This is a genomic window from Streptomyces sp. NPDC020917 (assembly GCF_044333795.1).
In the GTDB taxonomy this organism is placed as follows: Bacteria; Actinomycetota; Actinomycetes; order Streptomycetales; family Streptomycetaceae; genus Actinacidiphila.
The window spans coordinates 125,222-148,179 of the sequence record NZ_JBIRRR010000005.1; the positions used below are offsets into that span (position 1 = coordinate 125,222).

17 protein-coding genes and 2 pseudogenes are annotated in these 22,958 nt (G+C 75.5%); 6 read left to right on the plus strand and 13 right to left on the minus strand.

Features of this window, described 5'->3' with window-relative positions; translation table 11 throughout:
* Positions 1 to 13: 13 nt before the first annotated feature.
* The 8 genes and pseudogenes from ACH4TG_RS12820 to ACH4TG_RS12855 all read right to left on the minus strand — a co-directional run bounded on the left by ACH4TG_RS12820 (position 14) and on the right by ACH4TG_RS12855 (position 10,450).
* Positions 14 to 2,494: a PQQ-binding-like beta-propeller repeat protein gene (locus ACH4TG_RS12820; RefSeq protein WP_398242244.1), complete on the minus strand. Its 2,481-nt coding sequence runs from the start codon at positions 2,492 to 2,494 to the stop codon at positions 14 to 16.
* Positions 2,495 to 2,732: 238 nt separating this feature from the next.
* Positions 2,733 to 5,813 carry a protein kinase gene (locus ACH4TG_RS12825; protein ID WP_398242245.1) on the minus strand — a complete coding sequence of 1,027 codons (3,081 nt, stop codon included), beginning with the start codon at positions 5,811 to 5,813 and terminating at the stop codon, positions 2,733 to 2,735.
* A 157-nt stretch (positions 5,814 to 5,970) separates the two neighbouring features.
* Positions 5,971 to 6,594 (minus strand): RraA family protein, encoded by a 624-nt coding sequence (locus ACH4TG_RS12830; protein ID WP_398242246.1) that lies wholly within the window; start codon positions 6,592 to 6,594, stop codon positions 5,971 to 5,973.
* 180 nt (positions 6,595 to 6,774) lie between these two features.
* Positions 6,775 to 7,284 (minus strand): MarR family winged helix-turn-helix transcriptional regulator, encoded by a 510-nt coding sequence (locus ACH4TG_RS12835; protein WP_398242247.1) that lies wholly within the window; start codon positions 7,282 to 7,284, stop codon positions 6,775 to 6,777.
* Positions 7,285 to 7,377: 93 nt separating this feature from the next.
* Entirely contained in the window at positions 7,378 to 7,827 is a 450-nt protein-coding gene (locus ACH4TG_RS12840; protein WP_398242248.1) for a winged helix-turn-helix domain-containing protein, read from the minus strand.
* A gap of 214 nt (positions 7,828 to 8,041) precedes the next feature.
* Positions 8,042 to 8,356 (minus strand): annotated as a pseudogene (locus tag ACH4TG_RS12845) (ABC transporter permease subunit); the annotation flags it as partial.
* Between the two features lie 100 nt (positions 8,357 to 8,456).
* On the minus strand, positions 8,457 to 9,908 hold the full coding sequence (locus tag ACH4TG_RS12850) for an MFS transporter (RefSeq protein ID WP_398242249.1): 1,452 nt from the start codon (positions 9,906 to 9,908) through the stop codon (positions 8,457 to 8,459).
* Between the two features lie 140 nt (positions 9,909 to 10,048).
* Complete coding sequence (locus tag ACH4TG_RS12855; RefSeq protein WP_398242250.1) at positions 10,049 to 10,450, minus strand: cupin domain-containing protein; 402 nt, start codon at positions 10,448 to 10,450, stop codon at positions 10,049 to 10,051.
* A 225-nt stretch (positions 10,451 to 10,675) separates the two neighbouring features.
* On the opposite strand from ACH4TG_RS12855, the gene ACH4TG_RS12860 reads away from it, so the two are divergent.
* Positions 10,676 to 11,614 (plus strand): helix-turn-helix transcriptional regulator, encoded by a 939-nt coding sequence (locus tag ACH4TG_RS12860; protein ID WP_398242251.1) that lies wholly within the window; start codon positions 10,676 to 10,678, stop codon positions 11,612 to 11,614.
* 38 nt (positions 11,615 to 11,652) lie between these two features.
* On the opposite strand, the gene ACH4TG_RS12865 is transcribed toward ACH4TG_RS12860, so the two are convergent.
* A complete protein-coding gene (locus ACH4TG_RS12865; protein ID WP_398242252.1) occupies positions 11,653 to 12,126 on the minus strand; it encodes a PPOX class F420-dependent oxidoreductase in 474 nt (157 codons plus the stop codon).
* On the minus strand, positions 12,123 to 12,716 hold the full coding sequence (locus tag ACH4TG_RS12870) for a dihydrofolate reductase family protein (protein WP_398242253.1): 594 nt from the start codon (positions 12,714 to 12,716) through the stop codon (positions 12,123 to 12,125). Before ACH4TG_RS12870 ends, ACH4TG_RS12865 begins: the two co-directional genes overlap by 4 nt.
* Positions 12,717 to 12,806: 90 nt before the next feature.
* On the opposite strand from ACH4TG_RS12870, the gene ACH4TG_RS12875 reads away from it, so the two are divergent.
* From ACH4TG_RS12875 to ACH4TG_RS12885, 3 genes and pseudogenes are all read left to right on the plus strand, one after another.
* Positions 12,807 to 13,259, plus strand: a complete 453-nt coding sequence (locus ACH4TG_RS12875) for a winged helix-turn-helix transcriptional regulator (protein ID WP_398242254.1) — start codon at positions 12,807 to 12,809, stop codon at positions 13,257 to 13,259.
* Between the two features lie 76 nt (positions 13,260 to 13,335).
* Positions 13,336 to 13,989 (plus strand): CatB-related O-acetyltransferase, encoded by a 654-nt coding sequence (locus tag ACH4TG_RS12880; RefSeq protein WP_398242255.1) that lies wholly within the window; start codon positions 13,336 to 13,338, stop codon positions 13,987 to 13,989.
* An 89-nt stretch (positions 13,990 to 14,078) separates the two neighbouring features.
* Positions 14,079 to 15,227: pseudogene (locus tag ACH4TG_RS12885) on the plus strand (macrolide family glycosyltransferase).
* A 127-nt stretch (positions 15,228 to 15,354) separates the two neighbouring features.
* Here the strand turns inward: ACH4TG_RS12885 and ACH4TG_RS12890 are convergent.
* Positions 15,355 to 16,938 carry an APC family permease gene (locus ACH4TG_RS12890; protein ID WP_398242600.1) on the minus strand — a complete coding sequence of 528 codons (1,584 nt, stop codon included), beginning with the start codon at positions 16,936 to 16,938 and terminating at the stop codon, positions 15,355 to 15,357.
* Between the two features lie 312 nt (positions 16,939 to 17,250).
* Here ACH4TG_RS12890 and ACH4TG_RS12895 point away from each other — a divergent pair, with 312 nt between their 5' ends.
* Together ACH4TG_RS12895 and ACH4TG_RS12900 are read left to right on the plus strand one after the other, a co-directional pair.
* Positions 17,251 to 18,861 (plus strand): SDR family oxidoreductase, encoded by a 1,611-nt coding sequence (locus ACH4TG_RS12895; protein ID WP_398242256.1) that lies wholly within the window; start codon positions 17,251 to 17,253, stop codon positions 18,859 to 18,861.
* Positions 18,862 to 19,129: 268 nt separating this feature from the next.
* Positions 19,130 to 20,506 (plus strand): cryptochrome/photolyase family protein, encoded by a 1,377-nt coding sequence (locus ACH4TG_RS12900; RefSeq protein WP_398242257.1) that lies wholly within the window; start codon positions 19,130 to 19,132, stop codon positions 20,504 to 20,506.
* A gap of 40 nt (positions 20,507 to 20,546) precedes the next feature.
* On the opposite strand, the gene ACH4TG_RS12905 is transcribed toward ACH4TG_RS12900, so the two are convergent.
* Positions 20,547 to 21,716 (minus strand): MFS transporter, encoded by a 1,170-nt coding sequence (locus ACH4TG_RS12905; RefSeq protein WP_398242258.1) that lies wholly within the window; start codon positions 21,714 to 21,716, stop codon positions 20,547 to 20,549.
* A gap of 45 nt (positions 21,717 to 21,761) precedes the next feature.
* Positions 21,762 to 22,823: a 2-dehydropantoate 2-reductase gene (locus tag ACH4TG_RS12910; RefSeq protein WP_398242259.1), complete on the minus strand. Its 1,062-nt coding sequence runs from the start codon at positions 22,821 to 22,823 to the stop codon at positions 21,762 to 21,764.
* Positions 22,824 to 22,958: the final 135 nt, after the last annotated feature.

Below are 22,958 nucleotides of genomic sequence, written 5' to 3' on the forward strand. Positions count from 1 at the left end.
GCGGCGACCGCACTCAGGTCTGCACGGCGTAGACGAGACCGCTCTTGCTGCCCACGTAGGCGACGCCGTCCGCTACGGCCGGCGACCAGGCACCGCCGTTCGTGGGAAAGGCCCACCGCTGCCTGCCCGTCACGGCGTCCACCGCGTACAGGTGGCTGTCGTCGCTGCCGATGTACACCACGCCGTCCGCCACGGCGGGGCTGGAGTCGACGAGGTCGCCGGTGCGGAAGGCCCAGCGCTTGGCGCCCGTCCTCGCGTCGAGCGCGTACAGGCGCTCGTCGTCGGCACCGAAGTAGACGGCCCCGCCGGCGACCGTGGGCGTGGAGTTGACGCCGTCCACCTCGAACGCCCAGCGCTTGCCGCCCTTGGCGGCGTCGACCGCGTACAGGTGGTGGTCGAGGCTGCCGAAGTAGACCACGCCGTTCGCGACCGTCGCCGACGAGCCGACGACGTCGCCCGTCCAGAAGGTCCAGCGCACCTTGCCGGTGGCGGCGTCCAGGGCGTACAGGAAGTGGTCCAGGGTGGCGGTGTAGACCAGGCCGCCGGCCACGGCGGGCGACACTTCGATCAGGCCGTCCCGCGGGAAATGGCGGCTCCAGCGCTTCTTCCCGGTGAGGGCGTCCACCGCGTACATGTTCGCGTCGGTGCTGCCGAAGTAGAGCAGGCCGTCGACGAGGGCGGGCGAGGAGTCGACGGAGCCGCCGGTGGCGAAGGCCCAGCGCTTCCTGCCCGTTGCGGCGTCCATGGCGTACAGGTTGCCGTCGGTGCTGCCGGCGTAGACCAGGCCGTTGGCGACGACCGCCGTCGACCGCATCAGGCCCTCGCCGGCGAAGGCCCAGCGCTGCTTGCCCGTTGCGGCGTCGACGGCGTAGAAGCTGTGGTCGTTGCTGCCGACGTACACGACCCCGCCGACGACGGTCGGCGTCGTCTCCACCTGATCGCCGGCGTCGAACTCCCAGCGCTTCTGGCCGGGTCGGAACGTCGGCTGCGGTGTGGAGGACGCCGGCCGGGTGGTCGCGGACCCGCCGGCGGCGGGCGAGCCGGCTGAGCGGGAGCCGTCACCGGTGGCCTTCCACAGGGCGATGCCCACTCCCCCGGCCAGCGCGGTGCCGGTCAGGGCGAGGAGGGCGCCGCGCCGGGAGAGGGGGCCGGGAAGGACGCCGGGGTACGCGATCACCGGTGGTGCGGGCTCGGCCGCCGCGTCGTCGGGCAGCGGGTCGGACGGCGCCGGATCGGACGGCGCCGGCGGTGGGACGAGGCCCGGGGTGGCCTGATCGCCGGTCTCGGTGAGGGCCTCGTGCAGGCCGGGGACGGGGGCGAGTGCCGGCGATGCGGCCGGAGCCGGCTGACCGGCGGCGGCGTGCACCGTCGGCGCGTGAGGTAGGTCCGGCGTCGCGGGAGGCGCGACCGGACTCCGCGGTGCCGCGGCGGCGTCGGCAACGGTGGGGGTGGGGCGGGGAGTCGGGGCCGGCGTCGGTGCCAGCACCGGGGCGGGGTTCCGCCCGGGGCCCGCGTTCGGGGCAGGGGTCGCGTTCGGGGCCGTCGCCGGGCCCGGATCGGGAACCGCGGCCGGTTCGGCGGCCGCGTTGCGGGGCAGCCCGGTCGCGGTGCGGTCCCGGACGAGGCGGTTGACCGCCTCCGGCATCCAGCCCTCGGTCAGCAGCAGCGTCGCGTCGGACGCCGCCCTGTCGCCCCGCGTGCCCATCAGGTGGAGCAACTCCCCCACCGACGGCCGCTCTTCAGGCCGCTTCGCCAGGCAGGCCGCCACCAGGTCGCGCACCTCGGCCGGCAGGGCGTCGAGGCCGGGCTCCTCGTACACCGCCCGGAAGTGCAGGGCGTGCGGGGTGCCGGTGCCGAACGGGCCCACGCCGGTGGCGGTGAACGCCAGGACCGCGCCGAGCGCGAAGACGTCGCTGGCCGGGCCGACCGGCGCGCCGGTGAGCTGCTCCGGCGACATGAAGCCGGGGGTGCCGATCGTCATGCCGGTGTGGGTCAGCGCGCTGGCCTCGCTCGCCGACGAGATGCCGAAGTCGATCACCCGCGGGCCGTCGGGCGCCAGCAGCACATTGGACGGTTTCAGGTCGCGGTGGACGACACCGGCCGCGTGGATCGCCTCCAGGGCCTCGGCGAGGCCCGCGCCGAGCGCCAGGACCGGCTCGGCGGGCCAGGGCCCGTGCACGGCCACCGCCTCGCCCAGGGAGACCCCGGCGACGTAGACGGTCGCCAGCCACGCGGGCGCACCGTCGGGGTCCGCGTCGACGACGCCCGCGGTGAAGGCCCCGTTCACGCGCCGGGCAGCCGTCACCTCGCGGGCGAAGCGGCGCCGGAAGTCACCGTCCCCGGCCAGTTCCGGCCGGACGACCTTCACCGCGACGGGGCGCCCGCCGGGCGAGCGCCCCAGGAACACCTGCCCCATGCCGCCCGCGCCGATCCGCGCGACGATCCTGTACCGCCCGACCTGCTCCGGGTCCTCCGGTCCCAGGACGTCGAACACGGCTCGCTCCTCCCTGTGACATCACCGATCTCCCCGGCCACTGACAGCGCATCATGCCAGAACGGCCCTGTGCGCCCGCCCCCACGGCAGTTGGCCGGTGGAACGGGCCGTGGAACCGCCCGCCGCTGCCGCTCGCCCACCGGGCGGGTGCGGTCAAGTGCCGTTCGGAGGCACTGAGTCGGCGGCGGTTCGGTGCCCCGGGACGGGGGGCGCTCATGCACAGGGACCAGGTGCTCCTTCAGCCTGCGGTCCGGGTGTCCTGGGCCAGCAGCGCGAGGAGCGTGCGGGCCTGAACCACCGCGGGGTGGCCCTGGCCCAGCACGGACGCCGCGTCCCGGACGAGGGCGCCTAGCCGGTCCGCGCTGCCGGGATCCGCGCTCAGCAGGGCAGTTGACAGGTCCAGTCGCAGGGTCAGGGGGTGCCGGGCACCGAGCAGGGTGCGCGCCTCGTCGCGGAACGCGGCGCACTCCCGCCGTACCCGGGCGGAGTCGTCGCTGCGGGCGCCGTCCTTCTCCCAGCGCTGGATGCGGACGCCGAGGTCGCGGGCGATCCGGCGGGTCGCCTCGCGCGCGGACTCGGGTGCCGCCCTCAACTCGGCGCTGCCCGGGGCGTCCTGGACGGCGTGCTCCTCCTGCGGCACGGCGTCGCGGATGCCCGCCGGGACGGCGTCGCGCGCGTCCTGCTGAACCTGCTCGTCCTGCTCGTCCTGCCGTTGCTGCGCGGACGCGCCGCGCACCTCCGCCGGGACGGCGTCCCGTACCTCGTGCCCGGAGGCGTCCGGCTGCCCGCCTTCGCCGCCCGCGCTCCGGCCGGCCGTGGCCGCGACCGGGCGGGCGGCGTGCTCGCGGATGAGGCCCCGGGCCCGGTCGGGCAGCGGGGGCGCCGCGATCCGCTCGGCCGGGGTGCCGGGCAGCAGTGCCTGCGCCACTTCGGCGGGCGTGGGCCGCTCGGCGGGGTCCCGCCGCAGGCAACGGCGGACGACGGACGCCAGCCCCGCCGGCATCCCAGCGAGGTCCGGTTCCCCCGAGCAGATCCGCACGATCAGCTCGACCGCCTCCCCGCCGCCCCACGGGTTGCGGCCGAGCGACAGCTGGGCCAGCAGCGTGCCGAGCGAGAACACGTCGCTCGCGGGCGTGAAGTGCTCCTCCTCGCGCAACTGCTCGGGCGAGGCGTACGGGTAGGTGCCGGCAAAACCCTGCCTGGGCGCGGTCAGCCGCGCGATCTGGGCGATGCCGAAGTCGATGACGCGCGGACCGTCCTCCGTCATCAGCACGTTGGCGGGTTTGAGGTCGAGGTGGACGATGCCCTGGGCGTGGACGGCCGTCAGGGCGGTGGCGATGCCGGCACCGACCGCGCGCACGCTCGCCTCATCCAACGGGCCGGTCCGCGCGATGAGTTCGCGCAGCGACGGCGCCGCCACGTAGGGGACCGCCATCCACGGCGTGGCGGCGTCGGTGTCCGCGGCGACCACGGGCACGGTGAACCGCCCTTCCACGCGCCGCGCGGCCCGCACCTCGCGGGCGAAGTCCTCCCGCAGTTCGGGGTCGGCGGCGTACTCGGCATGGAGGGTCTTGACGGCCACCAGGATCCCGTCGCCGTCCTGGCACAGGTGGATCCGCCCGAAGCCGCCCTCGCCCACGAGTTCCATGACCTGGTACGGGCCGAAGGCCGCCGGGTCGTCCGCGGCCCGCGCCGGGAGCGCCCGCCGCACCTCGCGCCACGTACCGATCGCCACCGCACCAGAGTTGAACGGCATGGGGGCGCCGGCGCCGGCCGCGGCCGCCCGCCCGGCACCGCGGTCGGTGCGGGAGCCGGCGCCGCCCGCCCGCCGCGCGGCGGGCCCCCGGCCCGCGCCGGTACCGCCCTCCGCAGGCTCGCCGGACTCGACGACGACGTGCGCGGCGACCGGCTCGGCGCCGTCGAAGGCGTACCCCTCGGCGTGGACCGTGCCGTCCTCCCCGGCGGACGCGTACAGGCCGGGCAGTCCCAGGAGCGCCGCCAGCCGGGCGTCCCCTGGCGCCGGACGGCGGCCGGGCCGGGCCGTGTAGAAGGCGAGCGGCTGCTGCCCGCGGCGGGTGAACTCGCCGACGAGCGCGGCCCATTGATCCGGTCCGAGACCGTCCGGTCCGATGCCGCCGTCGCGGTCGCGCAGCACCTGGACGCGGGTGGTGGACCGGCTGCCCGGCGCGGACAGCAGGATGCCGAACGCGATGCCGGGCGCGGTCCGCACCTGGGCGGCGAGCGCGGCGGCCGCGTCCCGGGTGAGGCGGAGCGCGACCCGCCGCCCGGAGCGGGCCAGCCCGTCCCGCTGGTCGCTCAGCGCCTCGAACTCCGGTGTCCCCGGGCCGTTGCCGCGCAACTCCATGCAGTCCAGCACCCGTTGGAAAACCTCCGCGGCCTCGCCGAGAGCGCCGGAGGAGACAGTCGCCTGCGCCTGCGCGACCCAGGCGTCCAGCGCCTGGGAGCTTCCGACGCCGTACAGGTACTCGGACTTCTCGGCGATCCGCCCGTACATCCGGGCCGCGCGCGGCAGATCGCCGGAGCGTTCGACCTCCCCCGCGGCGGCCCGCAGGTCGCGCAGGCTGTCGTGGCCGCGGTCGTGGCCGAACGGCAGGTCCCCGGCGAGGGCGGCGTACTGCTGGCGCGCGATGGCCGCGGTGCCGTGTGCGGAGCCCAGCGCGCTCTCCGCGCTCTGGAGCATGCGGGTGAACGTGCGCAGGGCGGAGGCGGTGTCGCCGCCCTCCTGCTGCCAGTGGCCGACGTTGCAGAGCAGGTCGAGCGCGGTCTCGGTGCGGCCGGCCTGCTCGGCCTCCGCGTGCATGGCCGTGTAGCGGCGGACCGCTTCGTCGTGGCGGCCGGCCCGGCCGTACCAGTGGGCGAGCTGGTGGCGGGCCAGTTCGGTGTCCGCGTGGTGGGCGCCCTGGTGGGCCTCGCGGTCGGCGAGCAGCGCCGCGAACAGTTCCACGGCGGCGTCGGCCTCGCCGGACTCCCCTACCCAGTGCGCGAGTTGGTGGCGCATCAGGAGGAGCGAGCGGTCGTCCTCCGGCAGCCGGGTGGCAGCGTCCTCGACCAGGGCCCGGTAGCGGTTCGCCGCCTGGGCGGGGTGGCCCGCGCGGCCGAGGTGTTCCGCCTGGGCGGCGGCCGCCGTCAGCTGCTCCCGCAGCGCCTCGTCGGCCGTCCGGCCGTTCCGGCGTGCCGGCTCCCGTACCTGCCCCTGCCGTGGTGCCTGCGCGGGCCGCTGTCCCTGCCCTTGCCGTTGCGGCTGCCGGGGCTCCCGCTCCGGCTTCGCTGCCCGTCCCTTGCCGCGCCACCGCACCACTGCACCCCTACCTGCGGCCCGCCCCGAGCCGCCACCGCTGGTCCGCACTGCCGTCCTCCCCCACCACCACGCACGGCGGTCCCGTTCGGTTGCCGCACCTGCGTGCCCGTGCTGCACGGGACCACGCGAACGCCGAGCGGGGGGGCGGACGGCGGCGTCAGCCGGTCCAGCCGTTCTCCGCCAGGATCCGGTCGATGCGGGCCCGGTGCGCCCGCTCCCAGTCGTCCAGCGACTCGCCGGCCTCCTTGGCGAGCTTGGCCCGGGCGCCGTCGAGCACCTCCGCCGCGCGTGCGGCGGGAACGACGACCACGCCCTCCTCGTCGCCCACCACGACGTCGCCGGCGTCGATGCGCACGCCGCCGCACCGGATCCGGCCGCCCAGCGGCGCGACGACGGACTTCGCACCGGGGATCGGGACCACCCCGCGGGCGAAGACCGGAAAGCCCATCGCGCGCACCTCGGCGAGGTCGCGGATCACCCCGTCGACCACGAGCGCGGCGATCCCCCGGCGCTGCGCGACGGCGCACACGTTCCCGCCGGCGACCGCGTAGTCCACGTCGCCCGCCTCCACCACCAGCACCGAGCCCGGTTCCGCGCGGTGGACGGCGGCGTGCAGCATCAGGTTGTCGCCCGGCGCGCAGCGCACGGTGAACGCCGGCCCGGCGACGCGCGGGACGGGCGTCCACAGCGGGCGGATCCCGATGTCCATGACCTGCTCGCGGCTGAGCAGGTCGGCGAGGGTGGTCGGGGGGATCTCCTGGAACCCGGCGCTGTGGTCCATCGGCATCCTTCGCTCACGCCGCCTCCCCCGCCGGGATGCGGAATTCCGTGACCCGATCATGACGCACCGGCTCCGGCCCCGCAGGACCGGCCGCCCGGGCCGGATCCGCAGGCCCGTTCATGCCGGCCCGAGCCGCGGGCGCCGTCCGCCCGTCCGATGCGCGGGCTCCGTCCGCCGGGCTCAGTCCGCCGTGCCGCCCCCGGGCGGTTCGCCGAGGTACTCGGCCAGGTGGAACAGGGCGGGCAGGGCCGCGGCGACGGCCGCGCGCTCGTCGTCGTCGAGGGCGTGCACGGCCGCGTCCAGGCGGCGTTCGTGCGCCTGCGTCCAGGACGTGAGCTGCTCCCGCCCGGCCTCGGTGAGGGTGACAACCGAGGCGCGGCGGTCGGCGGGGTCGACCTCGCGGGCCACCAGGCCGGACGTGATCATCTGGCCGATCAGCCCGCTGACCGTGCTCGCGGCCAGCCGCTGGCGGGTGGCCAGGTCGCCGATCCGGGCGGGCGAGTGCTCCCCGAGCACCTGGAGCAGCTCCACCTGCGCCATGGGCAGCTTCTCCCACGGGTACTCGCTGCGGATGGACGCGCGCAGGGCGCGGCGCAGCCGGGTGACGGCGTCGGTGAGCAGGCGGGCGTCCGGAACCCGGTCCGCGGGGGCCTCCGGCGCGGAGACCTCGGGATGCGACTGCGAGGGCATGCCCCGAGGGTATCGGGCCGCGCGGTCTGCGCCGACCTGGCCGCAGCACGCCGGGGCAGGCCGCCCGGCGCCGGCGGGAAACCCGCCGGCCGTTCACTCCTGGCGGTCCTCCGGTTCGTCTTCCGCCGCGCGCGGCGGAGCGGCCGGGCGCGGGGGCGCCACGTCGAAGACGTAGCCGTACCCGCGCACTGTGCGCAGCCGGTCGCGGAGGGCCGGGTCGGCCGCGGCCAGGTGCTCGCGCACCCGCTTGATGTGGACCTCCAGGGTCTTGGTGCCGTCGGGATGGCCGACACCCCAGCAGGTGTCGAGGAGTTGGCGGCGGGTGAGGACGCGTCCCGCGTTGTCCATGAGCACCGCCAGCAGCCTGAACTCCTTGAGGGGGACGTGGACGGGCTCGCCGTCCACCCGCAACTGCTTCCCGTCCAGGTCGAGTTGCACCGGGCCGACGGTGAGGAGCCGGAGCCGGCCCTGGGTGCTCGGCGGGACGAGGACGTAGCCGCCGCGGTCCTCGGGGCCGTCGGGAGTCGTGCCGTTCGGGGTCATCGGGGCCTCCTGGGGCGGTCGGCGGGACGACACGCGCGGTCGCGGGCGCAGGCATCTCGGGCGCGGACGGTCCCGGGCCGGGACGGTCCTGGGCCGGGACGGTCTCGGACGGGGACGGTCTCGGGCGCGGGCCGACGCGCCCGCGCCCGGGCTCACGCCCCTCCCGGCCTCTTCCACCAGGCGAGCAGGCGCGCGGCCAGGTCTGCGACAGCACCATCGCCACCGCGATGGTCTCGCCGAGCGCGCGGCCGAAGCCGAGGACGACCGCGCTGATGACGCCGGGCCGCGCGTAGGGCAGCACGGCCAGCCGGATCATCTCCCAGCGCGTGGCGCCGAGGGCGTACGCGGCCTCCTGCGTCTCGCGGGGCGTCTGCAGGAAGATCTCCCGGGACGTCCGCGGGCGAGCCGGAACTGCCGCCAGGCCAGGACGGCCCACAGGCCGGACAGGACCGCAAGCCACACGGCGCGTCCGGCCACGGCACCCGCCGCGCAGACGAGGGCGGCAGCGCCGTCCGCACCGGCCAGCCACCCGTCGCGGTGCGCGAACCCGCGGCCCGCCACCGTCCGCCGTTCCGACGCCGCGCGCCCGTCGTTCACCGCGCGGCGGCCCGGCACCGCCCGCCGTCCTGTCACCCCGTGGCCCGCTGGGGCCGGCGCGGTCCGAGCCAGGCCGCGAGCAGCGCCACGCCCGCCGCGGCCAGGAGCAGCACCGCCCCGCCGCGGGCCGCGGGCGCCCCGCCCCCGGCCGGCGACAGGTGGAGCGCCAGGGTGACCAGCGCGACCCCGAGGGCGGTGCCCAGACCTCTGGTCATGTTCACCAGCCCGCCGCCGGTGCCCGCGGCGGCGGTCGGGACGGCCCGCATCACGAGGGCGTTGTTGGCCGGAGTGAACAGCCCCAGCCCGAGGCCCAGAAGGCCGAGCAGGGCCGCGGACCAGCCGACGCCCACGGGCACGACGAGCATCCCGGCGAGTGCGGCGACCATGACCCACGCCCCGGCCAGGCACCGGTGCCGGTCCGTGGCGGACGGCGGGACCACCCGGTCCGCACCGGCCGCGGCGAGGGCGAATCCGGCGGGCAGCGCGCTGACCGCCAGTCCCGTCGGGAGTTCGGAGACCCCGGCCCGGCCCAGCACCGTCGGCACCAGGACCAGCGGGCCGAACAGAACGAGGTAGCCGCTGAGCGCCCCGACGAGACCGGTCGAGACCGCCCGCGCCCTGAGCAGGGCGAGATCGAGCAGCGGCTCCGCGGCCCTTGCCTGGCGGACGACGAAGGCGACCGCGGCCACCACGGCCGCCGCGAACAGCAGGACGACGCCCCACAGCGGCAGCGGAAGTCCGGACGCGGCGGACACGCCGAGCAGCAGGGCCGTCGTCGCCGTGGACAGCCACAGCAGCCCCCACCAGTCGAAGGCCGGGACGGGACTGCGCTCGCGGGTGCGCGGCAGCAGGAAGTGCCCGGCGACGAGGGCCACCACGCCGATCGGCACGTTGATGCCGAACACCCAGCGCCAGCCGAGGGTGGCGACCAGTGCCGCGCCCACGGTCGGGCCGAGCGCCAGTCCCAGGGCCTGCGCGGCCGCCTGCACACCCAGCGCGGCGCGCATCTTCTCCCGGGGTGCGCTGGTGGTCACCAGCGCCACGCTGTTGGCCTGGAGCATGGCAGCACCCGCGGCCTGCACCACGCGGAAGCCGATCAGGGCGCCCAGCGACGGGGCGAGGCCGCAGGCCGCCGACGCGGCCGTGAACACCACGAACCCGTAGAGGTAGAAGAGCTTGCGGCCGCGTGCGTCCGCCAGCCGGCCCACCGGAACGAGCAGCGCCACCAGCGTCACCAGGTAGGCCAGCGAGACCCATTCCACGGCGGCCAGCGGCGCCCCGAACCCGGTGCGCAGGCTGCCGTAGGTCAGCGTGACGATGCTCGCGTCGAGCTGGCCCATGAACGCCCCGAAGCAGACCGTCGCCACGGCGAAGCGCCAGGCGTCGGGGCGCTTCCGGACGGCGTCGGGACGGCGCCGCTCGTAGAGCAGGACGGCGGGCCATCCCCCGCGGTCCGTTCCGGCATGCGGCACACGCGCGCCCAATGGTCCTCCTCACCATGCGATGGCGAGCGGGGACCGCATCGGACATGCCCGTCGGCCCGGTGCCGCTCGGGCCACCACCTCCCATATTACATCGGACTCAGAACTATTCTGAGTCCGATGCACTGGCTGGCGCGGAGGCGTCAGGCGCGCGTGCGGTCCCGCGGGCCGGCGTACTCGGCGTCGGTGACGTGGTCGAGCCACGTGACGTCGTCGGTCTCCCAGAGCGCGATGTGCGTCATGAAGTGGTCGGGGGCGGCGCCGTGCCAGTGCTCCTCACCGGCCGGGGTCCAGATCACGTCGCCGGGGTGGGCCTCGAGGATCCGCCCGCCGCGGGCCTGGATCAGAGCCACGCCCTCGACGACGTAGAGGGTCTGGCCGAGGCCGTGGGCGTGCCACGCGGTACGGGCTCCCGGGGTGAAGTGCACGGCGTTGGCGCGGGCCCTGGCGGGGTCCTCGCCCCGGTAGATCACGTCGGCGTAGGCGTCGCCGGTGAACCATTCGGCCGGCAGCTTCACGGTCGCCTGCTTCTTCAGCAGTTCCATCTGATGACTCCCTGTGGTGCGACTGGTGCGTCTTCCCGCCACCCTGCCCGCGGGCGGCCCGTCCGGCAGCCCGGGGCGGCCCGAGCGGCGGGCCGGAGCGGCCCGGACATCGCCCGGACCCCTCCCCATCGAGAGAACCGCAGGTCACCGCCGTGCGGAAGGCACTGCCGTACCAGGTACCGGCAGTGCCTCCCACGTCCGCCGGCCCGCTTCTAGCCTGGAGGCATGGACACCGCCCACGAGATCCGCGAGTTCCTCGCGTCGCGCCGCGCCCGGATCACGCCCCGGGAGGCGGGGCTGCCCGCCTTCGGCGGCAACCGCCGGGTCCCGGGGCTCCGCCGCGAGGAGGTCGCCCTGCTGGCCGGTGTGAGCATCGACTACTACGTGCGCCTGGAGCGCGGACGGCTGGCCGGGGCCTCCGACGAGGTCCTGGACTCCCTGGCGCGTGCCCTGCGGCTCGACGACGCGGAACGCGCCCACCTCTACGACCTGGCGGCCGCGCAGCGCTCCCGGCCGGCCCGCAGCACCCGCCAGGTCCGAGGTCCCGTTCCCGCCAGCGTCCGGCGCGTGCTGGACTCGATGACGGACAGCCCCGCGTTCGTCCGCAACGGGCGGCTGGACCTCCTCGCCGTCAACCGGCTCGGCCGCGCCCTGTACGCACCCCTGTTCGCGCCGGACGCACCGCGCCCGGTGAACATCGCCCGCTTCCAGTTCCTGCACCCGTCGGGGCGCGACTTCTTCCCCGACTGGGAGCGCGCACTCAACACCACCGTGTCGCTGCTGCGCACCGAGGCCGGACGCGCCCCGCACGACGCGGACCTGACCGGGCTGATCGGCGAACTCGTCACCCTCAGCGACGAGTTCCGCGTCGCCTGGGCCAAGCACGACGTGCGGCTGCACCATTGCGGCAGCAAGCCGTTCCGCCACCCCGAAGTCGGCGTCCTCACCCTCGACTTCGACGCGATGGCACTGCCCGCCCAGCCCGGGCTGACCCTCACCGCCTACACCGCGGCCCCGGGCACCCCGGCTCACGACGCCCTGCGCCTGCTGTCCGCCTGGGCCGCCACGCAGGACGCCCAGGACGCCCAAGGTGCCGCCGGCTCCGGCGCCGGGGACACCGCCGGCGCCACGGGCGCCGCGCGTCCAGGGGGAACGGCCGGCTGAGCCGACCGGCGCGCATCTGACGCCGCCCCCCGCGCCGTTCAGCCGACGCCCACCGTCTGCCGCTCCGGTGCGATGACGGCGACGACGCGTTCCTGGCCCCGCGGGTACGGCCCGCCCGTGTACTTCACGGCCAGCCCGTCGACGATCGGCCACGCTGCGTCGCCCTCGAGCCACTCGACGACGCGGCCGCGCAGCATCACCGGCCGGAACGGGTCGTCGGCCGCCGTCAGGGACAGCGCGACCCGCGGGTCGCGGCGCAGGTTGCGGGCCTTGCGGCTGCCCGGGCCGGTGAGGATCACGACGTGGTCGCCGTGCGTGCCGACCCAGACGGGGACGGCGTGGGGGCCGCCGTCGGGGAGGACGCTGGCGAGGTGGGCGATCGAGGTGGCGTCCAGCGCGCGGCGCACTTCGGGTTCGAGCATGGTGGTCGTCTCCTTGCGAGGGGTCGTGGCGGGAAGGGTGCGGGCGGGGCGGTGGCCGCCGGTGGGGGCGGTACCGGTGGTGGCGGTCATCGCTCGACCTCGTAGTGGAGGTGGGTGACGCCGGGCGCGGGGACGGCATCGACGAGGCGGAGCCGCACGTGCCCGGGCAACTCCTGGAAGAACGGCCGGCCGCCGCCGAGCAGGATCGGCACCTGATGGAGGATCACCTCGTCGACCAGGCCGGCTTTGAGCGCCTCGGTCGCCACGCCGCCGCCCATGAGGCCGACGTCCTTGCCGCCCGCGGCCTCGCGCGCCGCGGCGACCGCGTCCTCGACGCCGGTGGTGACGAGCGTCTGGCGGTCCGTCATCTCCGGTGCGGGGCGGTGGCTGACCACGAACAGCGGGGCCGTCGGGTGGGGGCCGCCACCGCCGAAACGGCCGGAGTCCTCATAGGTGTTGCGGCCGGCCACGACCGCGCCGACGCGTCCGGCGAGGGCGTCGAAGACCCGCGCGCTGGGCGCGCTCAGCCGGAAGCCGTCGAAGACCCGGCTGGGCGTGTCCCCGCCGAAGTACCAGTCGAAGAGCATCGTGCCGTCGCCGAGTCCGCTCTCGGGGCCGGGGCCCCGGCCGGTGATGTACCCGTCGACCGACACCGCGTGCGCGCTGAAGACCTTGCTCATCTCGACGATCCTTTCGGAGTTCCCTCAAGAGACTCCATGACCGTAGCAGTCGAAGTTCCCTCAGGGAACGTCAATTGCTAGAATCCCTTCATGCAGCGCACGGACTTCAGCCGGATGGCGTGCTCGATCGCCCGCACCCTCGACGTCATCGGGGAGCCGTGGTCGCCGCTGATCCTGCGCGACGTGTGGGTCGGGCTCAGCCGGTTCGAGCAGCTCCAGGCCGACCTCGGGATCTCCCGGAAGGTCCTGACCGAGCGGCTGAACCACCTGGTCGACCACGGCGTGCTCGAACGCCGCCCCTACGACCGGCGGCCGCGCCACGAGTACGTCCTGACGCAGAAGGGCACCGAACTCGTCGACCTGCTCATGGTCATGACGGGCTGGGGCGACAAGTGGCTGTCCGGCGAGGCCGGTCCGCCGGTGCTGTACCGTCACCACACGTGCGGCGAGATCAGCGGCGCCGACCTGCGCTGCGCCCGCTGCGGCGAGCCGATGCACGCGAACGACGTCGACCCGCTGCCGGGTCCGGGCGCGACCGCCTGACCGAACGCGCCGGCGCGAGGCCGAACGTGCCCGGCGCGGCACGACCAGCCCGCCCCGCAGGAAGGAACCACCCGCCATGCCCCTGGTCCCCGCCGATCCGACCGTTCTGCACCCCATGCCCGGCCAGCCGCGGGTGGTGCTCCTCAAGCCCCTGGTCAGCTCACCGCTGATCGAGGTCGGCGAGTTCTCCTACTACGACGACCCCGACGACCCGACCGCGTTCGAGACCCGCAACGTGCTCTACCACTACGGCCCGGAGAAGCTGGTCATCGGGAAGTTCTGCGCGCTGGGCGAAGGCGTGCGGTTCGTGATGAACGGCGCCAACCACCGGATGGACGGGCCCTCCACGTTCCCCTTCCCGATCATGGGCGGATCGTGGGCCGAGCACTTCGACCTCATCACCGGGCTGCCCGGGCGCGGCGACACCGTCGTCGGGCACGACGTGTGGCTGGGGTACCGGTCGATGGTGATGCCCGGGGTGCGGATCGGGCACGGCGCCGTCGTCGCCTCGGGCTCCGTGGTGGTGGAGGACGTGCCGGACTACGGCGTCGTCGGCGGCAATCCGGCCCGTCTCATCCGCCGCCGGTACGACGACGCCGACATCGCCCGGCTCCTGGACATCGGCTGGTGGGACTGGCCGTTGGAGCACCTGACCCGGCATGTGCGCACGGTGATGTCGGGCAGCGTCGACGACCTGGCCGCCGCCGCCCCCGACGCCCCGCAAGGGTGACGGACACCCCTGCCGCACACCGCATCCCGGCCCGTCCCGACCAGCGAAGCGAGTGAACTCCCGTGTCCCGTCGCCGTGCCCATATCGCCATGGTCGGCATCCCCGTCGTCAGCCATGTCCTGCCGAGCCTGGCCGTCATCCGCGAACTGGTCACCCGCGGCCACCGGGTGAGCTACGCCAACGACCCCGAGGTAGCCGACCGGATCACCGCCGCGGGCGCCGACCTCGTGCCCTGCCCGTCCGGACTGCCGGTCGCCGGCGGCGACTGGCCGGCCGACCCGGTCGCCGCGATGGGCCTCTTCCTCGACGACGCCGTCGGCGCCCTCCCCATCCTGCGCGCCGCGTACGACCGCGACCCTGCCGACCTGTACCTGTACGACATCGGCGCGTACGCCGGCCGCGCCCTCGCCGAGGCGCAGAACCGCCCGGTCCTCCAGCTCTCCCCCACCTTCGTGGCGTGGGACGGCTACGAGCAGGACGTCGCGGCGCACGTCCGGCAGCTGCCGGGGCACGCGGCCTACCAGGACAGGTTCGCTCGCTGGCTGGCCGGTTGCGGGGCCACGACCACCGACGTGGACGCCTTCTCCGGGCCTCCCTGACGAGCGCTGGCGCTCATCACGCGGGCGATGCAGCCGCATGCCGACCGGGTGGACCCCGGCAGTGTGACGTTCGTCGGGCCCTGCTTCGACCCCGCGACCGGCGCGGAGGCGTGGACCCGCCCCAAGGACGCGGAGAAGGTGCTGCTGATCTCCCTGGGATCGGCCTTCACCCGCCAACCCGCCTTCTACCGCCGGTGCCTGGCGGCGTTCGGCGACCTGCCCGGCTGGCACGTGGTGCTCCAGATCGGCCGGCACACCGATCCCGCGGAGCTGGGCCGGATCCCGGCCAACGTCGAGGTGCACTCCTGGGTCCCGCAGCGGGCGATCCTGGCGCAGGCGGACGCCTTCGTCACCCACGCCGGGATGGGCGGCTGCGGCGAGGGGCTCCTCGCGGGCGTCCCGATGATCGCCGTGCCCCAGGCCGCCGAGCAGTTCATGAACGCCGACCGGCTGGTGGAGCTGGGCGTGGCCCGCAGGATCGACACCGCGGACGCCACGGCGCAGGCACTGCGCGCGGCACTGGACGAGCTGGTCGCCGACGCGGAGGTCGCCCGCACGTCCGCCAGGCTCCGCGCCGAGGCGCTGGCCGAGGGCGGCACCCGGCGCGCCGCCGACCTCATCGAGGACATGCTGCCCTGAGCATGCCGCCCTGAGCGGTCGTCCCGTTCCGGCCGGACGGGAACGGGAGTTGCGCGCGGCTCCACGAGCGGGCGTCGCGCGCCGCCGGCCCGTCCCGAGCGGTCCAGGCGGCACAGGCAGCCGCCGCCTATTCCGGGGACTGGCCCCGGGCCTGGTGGCGGACGCCCGAGACGACCGCCCAGGCGAAGACGGTGAGGGAGAACACCGCCACCGTCACCGAGTCCCAGGGCTGGGGCAGCCGGCCCGACCCCTTGAATCCGCCGAGCCAGGACAGCAGGGTCAGGCCCGCGAGATAGACCACGAGCCAGGCGCCGTCGCGCAGTTCGGCCGTCAGCGGGTCAGCCGCACGGTCGCGGCGCAGGACCAGGAACAGCGGCAGGGCGGCCAGCACCAGCGGCAGCGCCAGCCGCAGGTTGTGCCAGCCGGACCAGTAGACGAACTCGCCGGAGACGACGAAGGCGATCGGCGCGATCCAGCCCAGCCCCGGGACCACCGCGGGCGCGCGGTCCGCGCCCGCGGCCCGGAACACCGCCGCGGCCACCGTCGACGAGGCATAGATCAGCAGGTACATGTCGCCCATGACGGCGACGATGCTCTGCCACCCGCTGAACGGCAGCAGGAACACCACGATCACCGCGAGGTTCAGCGCCAGCGCCCGGTGCGGGATGCCGAACCGGCCGTCGACCCGCATCGCCTGACGCGGCAGCAGCCCGTTCTTGGCCAGCGCGTACGTGTGCCGCGCGTCGATGGCCACGCCGACGTACGCCGAGCCGCCGGGCGAGACCACCGCGTCCGCGTAGAGCAGCGTGGCCAGCCAGTGCAGGTTGAGCAGCAGCGCGAGCTGCCCGAACGGCGAGTCGAAGTCGACACCGCGCCAGCCGTGGCCCAGCAGCCCCTCGGGCACCGCCAGCAGGAAGGCGAGCTGGAGGCCCAGGTACAGCAGCACGGAGGCGGCGATGCCGCTGAGCACGGACGTCGGCATGGTGCGGCGGGGGTCGCGGGCCTCGCCGGAGAAGTCCAGCGGGGCCTGGAAGCCGTTGACGGAGTAGACGATCCCGCCGGCCGACAGCGCGGTCAGGACGGCCGCCCAGCCGTAGGGGGCGAACCCGCCGTGCCCGGTGAGCCGGCCGGTGCCGTGCGCGCCCGAGGCCAGCAGCGCGGCCACCGTCACGATCGGCATGATCACCTTGAAGACCGTCACCGCGTTGTTGACCCGGGCGAACAGCCGCACCCCGAACCAGTTGAGCACGGTGAGCAGCACGCTCAGCCCGAGCGCCAGGCCGAGCCCGCGGGCGGTCAGGGACGAGCCGCTGTACAGGCCGGGGAGGTAGTGCGCGGCGTACTGCATGATCGCGGTGATCTCCGCGGCGGTCCCGCCCACCGACAGCAGCACCGACCAGCCCACCATCGTGCCCACCAGCTGGCCGCTGGCGTACAGCGGCCAGCGGGCGGTGCCGCCGCCCTCCGGCCGGGTCGCGCCCAGCTCCACCATGACCAGCGCGACCAGCGCGCTGAGCAGGCCGGCCGCCACCCACGAGACCAGCGACGCCGGCCCGGCGGTCTGCGCCGCGTACATGGCCGCGAACAGCCAGCCGGAGCCGAGGATGTTGGAGAAGCCGATCGCGGTCAGGCCCCAGTAGCCCAGGCCCCGCCGCAGCTTGCGCTCCTGCACGGCGGCCGCCGCGGCTCCCTCGGCGGTGAGGGCCGCCATCGGCTCCTCGGGCCCGCCGCCGTCCTGCGCCATCCCCGCTCCTCGCCTCCGCCCGCCGGCCGGCCCCGGACCGGGACGCGGGTCGCGGCCTCCGCCTGCCCCGGGCGCGGGTCCGCGGGCTCCGGCACTGGTCGGGGGCGCCGCCTCCACCGGGAACGAAACCACGAAGGGCCGCCGCGGCACGGGGAACGCGCCGCAGGCCGCGCGCCACCGGCGTCAGCCCCCCACGCACGGGTGCATCCCTCCGCCCGGTCCGCGCCGCGCGGGGGTGGCGCCCGCCATTCCGGCACCGCAGCAGCGATGATCAAAGGGATGGGATCGACGAACAGCGACGACGACGCGCCACGGACCGGGCAGCACGCGAACGGGCGGTCTCTGGTGTGCCTGGTGACGGGGGCGAGCGGCTACATCGGCGGCCGTCTCGTCCCCGAACTCCTGGCCGCCGGGCACGAGGTGCGGTGCCTGGTGCGGACCCCGGAGAAACTGCGCGACCAGGAGTGGGCGGACCGGGTCGACATCGTCCAGGGCGACGTGACCGACTCCGGGGCCGTCGCACGGGCCATGCGGGGCGTGAACGTGGCCTACTACCTGGTGCACTCCCTCGGGACCGGGCGGGACTTCGAGGACACCGACCGCAGGGCGGCCCGGGTCTTCGGCGAGCAGGCGCAGCGGGCCGGCACCGGGCGGCTGGTGTACCTGGGCGGGCTGACCCCGCAGGAGGTGCCCGAGCGGGAGCTGTCGCCGCACCTGCGGTCCCGCGCCGAGGTCGGCCGCATCCTGCTCGCCTCCGGCGTGCCGACCGTCGTGCTGCGCGCCGCGGTCATCATCGGCTCCGGATCCGCCAGCTTCGAGATGCTGCGCTACCTCACCGAGCGGCTGCCGGTGATGGTCACCCCGCGCTGGGTGCACACCAGGATCCAGCCGATCGCCGTACGCGACGTGCTGCGCCTGCTGGCCGGCTGCGCCACCCTGCCCCGCGAGGTCGGCGGCACCTTCGACATCGGCGGTCCCGAGGTACTGACGTACCTCGACATGATGCGGCGGTACGCCGCCGTGGCGGGCCTGCCGCGGCGGCTGATCCTGCCCGTGCCCGTCCTCACCCCCGGTCTGTCGAGCCACTGGGTGGGCCTGGTGACGCCGGTCCCGGCCGCGATCGCCCGGCCGCTCACCGAGTCGCTGCGGCACGAAGTGGTGTGCCGCACCGGCGACATCGAACGGTACGTGCCGAGCCCGCCGGGTCATCCGCTCGGCTTCGACCGCGCCGTGGCGCTCGCCCTGCAGCGGATCCGCGACGCGCAGGTCACCACCCGCTGGTCGTCGGCCGCGACGCCCGGCGCACCCAGCGACCCGCTGCCCACCGATCCGGACTGGGCGGGCGGCAGCCTCTACACCGACGTGCGGACGCGCGAGGCGGAGGTGGACCCGTCGGCGCTGTGGGACGTCATCGAGGGCATCGGCGGGGAGAACGGCTGGTACTCCTTCCCCCTGGCGTGGGGCGTGCGCGGCTGGCTGGACCGGCTCTCCGGCGGCGTCGGACTGCGCCGGGGCCGCCGCGACGCCCGGCGGCTGCGGGTGGGCGACTCGCTGGACTTCTGGCGGGTGGAGGAGATCGTGCGGGGCCGGCTGCTGCGGCTGCGCGCGGAGATGCGGCTGCCGGGTCTGGCGTGGCTGGAGATGCGGGTGGAGACGGCCGGGGACGGCGCCGCCCGCCGGGTCCGCTACCGGCAGCGCGCGGTGTTCCACCCCCGCGGCCTGGCGGGCCACCTGTACTGGTGGAGCATCTCGCCGTTCCACGCCATCGTGTTCGGCGGCATGGCCCGCAACATCGTGCGCGCCGCGGAACGCTCCACCGCGGGGCGCCCGGGTACCCCGGCAGGACACGGCGCCTCCGGCAAGAACGGTACAAGCGGACCGCATACGTGAGGCCGCCCCGTTCCCAAGGGCGGTGCACAGGACGGCCGTTCGGCGCATCGGAACCCGGCATCCCGGCATGCGGGGCCCCGTCGGCCCGCCATCGCGGAGGCCCCCCACAGCCGTTCGAGCGGCCGCGTCCCGACACTTGCGCCGAGCCCGCTCGTTCGACTCACCGGGCCCGAAGGCCCCCGCGTACCGCACCCGTTCCGCCCGCTGCCGCCCATGCCCGCGGCGAGCCGGAGTCGTTGCACCGACCCACCCGCGAAAAGGTGACCCCATGCCTGTCCCCGTCGTCCTGTTCACCGCGGACCTGCGGCTGACCGACCATCCGCCGCTGCGCGCCGCCCTGGAGGGCGCCGACGCGGTGGTGCCGCTGTTCGTACGGGACCGCGCCGTGGAGGCCGCCGGGTTCGCCGCGCCCAACCGCCGCGCCTACCTCGACGGCTGCCTGGCCGATCTGGACGCGGAGTTGCGGGAACGCGGCGGCCGGCTGGTGGTGCGCTCGGGCGACCTGGTGCAGGAGGTGTGCCGGGTGGTGACCGAGGTGGACGCCGGCGAGGTGCACATGTCCGCGGGGCACAGCCGGTTCGCCGCGCGCCGGGAGGAGTCGCTGCGGTCGGCACTCGAAGGGCTGGGCCGCCGGCTCGTCGTCCATGACGCGGTCACCGTCGCGGTGCCGCCCGGCCTGGTCACGCCCGCGTCCTCCGACCACTTCGCCGTCTTCACCCCGTACTTCCGGCACTGGGCCCAGGTCCGGCTGCGTCCGGTGGTGCCCGCCCCGCGCCGGGTGCCCGTGCCGGACGGCCCGAAGGGCGGGCCGGTGACCGCCGGTGACGCAACGGGCGACGTGTCCCCCGGCCTGCCGCCGGGCGGTGAGCGCGCGGCGCGCCGGCAGGTGACCGGCTACTGGCGCGGCGGCCTCGACGGTTACGACACCGCGCACGACGACATGGCGGCCGACGCCACCTCGCGGTTCTCCGCGGCCCTGCACTTCGGCACGCTCTCCCCGGTGGAACTCGTGCACCGCGCCCGCGAGCACGGCGGGCCCGGTGCCGACGCGTTCGTCCGGCAGCTGGCGTGGCGCGACTTCCACCGCCAGGTGCTCGCCGCGCGGCCGGAGTGCGCGCACGCCGACTACCGCGGCAAGAACGACCGTTGGCGCACCGAGCGCACCGCGGGCGACGACATCGACGCGTGGCGCGAGGGACGCACCGGCTACCCGGTCGTCGACGCGGGCATGCGGCAGCTGCGCGCAGAGGGCTGGATGCACAACCGGGCGCGGCTGCTCACCGCGAGCTTCCTGACCAAGACCCTCTACGTCGACTGGCGGATCGGCGCCGCGCACTTCCTGCGCTGGCTGGTCGACGGGGACGTGGCCAACAACCAGCTCAACTGGCAGTGGATGGCCGGCACCGGGACCGACACCCGCCCCAACCGGGTCCTCAACCCGGTGGCCCAGGGCCGGAAGTACGACCCCGAGGGCGCGTACGTCACGCGCTGGGTACCCGAACTCGCCGGGCTCCCGGCGCGGTTGGTGCACGAGCCGTGGAAGCTGCCCGACGCCGACCGGGAGGCCCTCGATTACCCCGCCCCCGTCGTCGACCTGTCCAGCGGGCTCGCCCGCTTCCGCCGGGCCCGCGGCAAGCAGCCCTAGCCGCGTCCGGCACGCAGCGGGGCGTCACGGCCGTGACGGGTCACGGCACGGGGACGGGGCGGCGCAGCAGGTAGGCCGAGACCGCGGCGGCGAGGGCGATGACGCAGGCGACGAAGAGCAGCCCCGCGGCGCGCAGTCCCGGCCCCTGGGCCACGGCGCCGATCCCGACCACCGGGATGGACAGCCCGACGTAGCCGGCGACGAACAGGGCGGACAGCGTCGCGGCGCGCTGCTCCTCGGGGGCGACCCGGCTCACCGTGGCCACGCTGCTGCGGAAGGACAGTCCCTGTCCCGTGCCGCTCACCAGGGCCCCGGCGACGAGCAGGCCCAGCTCCTTGGTGAGCAGCGACGTGCCGATCAGCACCAGCCCGGCCATGAGGACGACGCAGCCGAGGACCAGCGAGCGCGCCACGCCGAACCTCCCCATGAGGAACTGGCCCACCAGCGAGGCCAGGAACGCGGACATCACGACCGCGCCGGACGCCGCGATGTCGTCCACGCCGAGGTACTCCGCCAGGAAGGCCGGTGCGACGGCGGTGAACAGCCCGAGGACGGAGAATCCGGCGAACACCGCAATGGCCGCCGGGGTGAACGCCGTTCGCACCTGGGCGGGCACCACCATCCCCTGGACCCGCAGCGGCGGTCGCGGCACCTTCCGCGGTACGGTCTCCGGCGCCGCGACGAGCACGGCGGCGGAGACGGCGAGCAGGGCCAGGTGCACCACGTACGTCAGCCGCAGCGGGTAGGGGGCGTACCGGCCGAGGAGCCCGGCGAGCAGCGGCCCGCAGCCGAGGCCGCCCATGTTGGCCACGGTCGCCGTCAGCGTGGCGCGGCCGCGCCGGTCCGGGGCGGCCAGCTCCGTGACGGCCGCGGTGGCCGCGCCGCTGAAGAGCCCGGCGGAGAATCCCGAGAACACGCGCCCGACGAACAGCAGGGGCAGGGCGTGCGCGGCGAGGAAGCACACCGCGCTGAGCATCGCGAAGCCGACGCCCACCAGGAGCACGGGACGGCGCCCGAGCACGTCGGAGAACGATCCCGCGATCAGCAGCGCCGCGATCACACCGCAGGCGTAGACGGCGTAGACCACCGTCACGACGAACTCGGAGAAGCCGAACTGCGCGCGGTAGAGGCCGTACAGCGGTGTCGGCAGCGTCGTCCCGAGCATCACCACGGCGAACACCAGCGCCACCAGCACGTACCACGGGGGCACCGGACGGGGACGCCTCCCCTGGCCGGAAGAAGTCACGGGCCCACCCTAACCAGTGGAATCCGGCTGTTCGGGCTGATTCGCCCGCTGATGTCCGGGCGTGGTGCGGTGGGCCGCACGCAGTTCGGCGTACAGCTCCGGCCCGGTCCAGGTCCGCGGGGCCGCCTCCGCCTCGTGGACGAGGGCGGCGAGCCGGGCGTTGGCGGGGGCGCCGCGCCCGTGGGCGGCGGCGAGGGCGACGATCTCGCCCTGCAGCGAGTCGACTTCGGTGGGCCTGCCGCGCTGCAGGTCCTCCCACATCGAGGAGCGCGCGTGGGCGTCGATCCGCAGCGACGCCGCCGCCACCCGCCGGAACAGGGCGTCGGGCAGCGCGAGGACGTAGGGCGTGACGGCGGGCGCGGCGGGCCCGAGCCGGGCGGGCGCGACCCCGGCCGCCCGGTACGCGGCCAGCGCCTCGCGCTGGCACAGGGCCAGGCAGCGCCGGTACGCCCGCCGCCCGAGCTGGTCGCGCAGCGGCAGGCCGGACAGCGCGTTGACGGCGTTGTTGAGGTTCATCAGCAGCTTGGCGTGCTGCACTTCGGCCATGTCGGTCCGGGCCTCGACGGCCAGCCCCGCCGCGCACAGCGCGGTGACGAGGGTGTCGTCGGGTTCGGTCATGAGGGTGCCCGGCATGCCCTGGTGGACGGTGCCCGGCACGGTCTGCACCACGTTGTAGGGCACCATTCCGGCCAGCACGGCGCGTCCGGGGAGTGCGGCGCGCAGGGTCGCCGGGTTGCGCAGGCCGTTCTGGAAGCTGACCACGACGGCGCCGGGGGCGAGGCGGGGCGCCAGGTCCGCGGCCGCGCCCGCGGTGGCCGCGGTCTTCACGGTGACCAGCACGTAGTCGGCGCCGGCCGCCGCCTCGGGGCCGGTGGCGAGCGTCAGCCTCTCCGGGGCGAGGTGGACGGCCGGTCCCGCCGAGGTGCTGAGGGTGAGACCGCGTTGCCGCAGCACGTCCATCGCGGCGGGCCGGCCGACGAAGGCCACGTCGTACCCGGCGGCGGCGAGCCGACCACCGAGGTGGCAGCCGATGCTGCCGGCACCGAGGACGGCGAAGCGGGGCGTGGTCATGGGCGGCTCCTGCGGACGGGCGCCGGCGGCACCGGGGACGCGACAGGCCCACGATCACACGGCAGGCGCGCTCGCGGGACCCCCGCGCACCCGCGGGCGGGCGGAGCCGCCCCGCACGGCCGGAGGCGTGCGGGG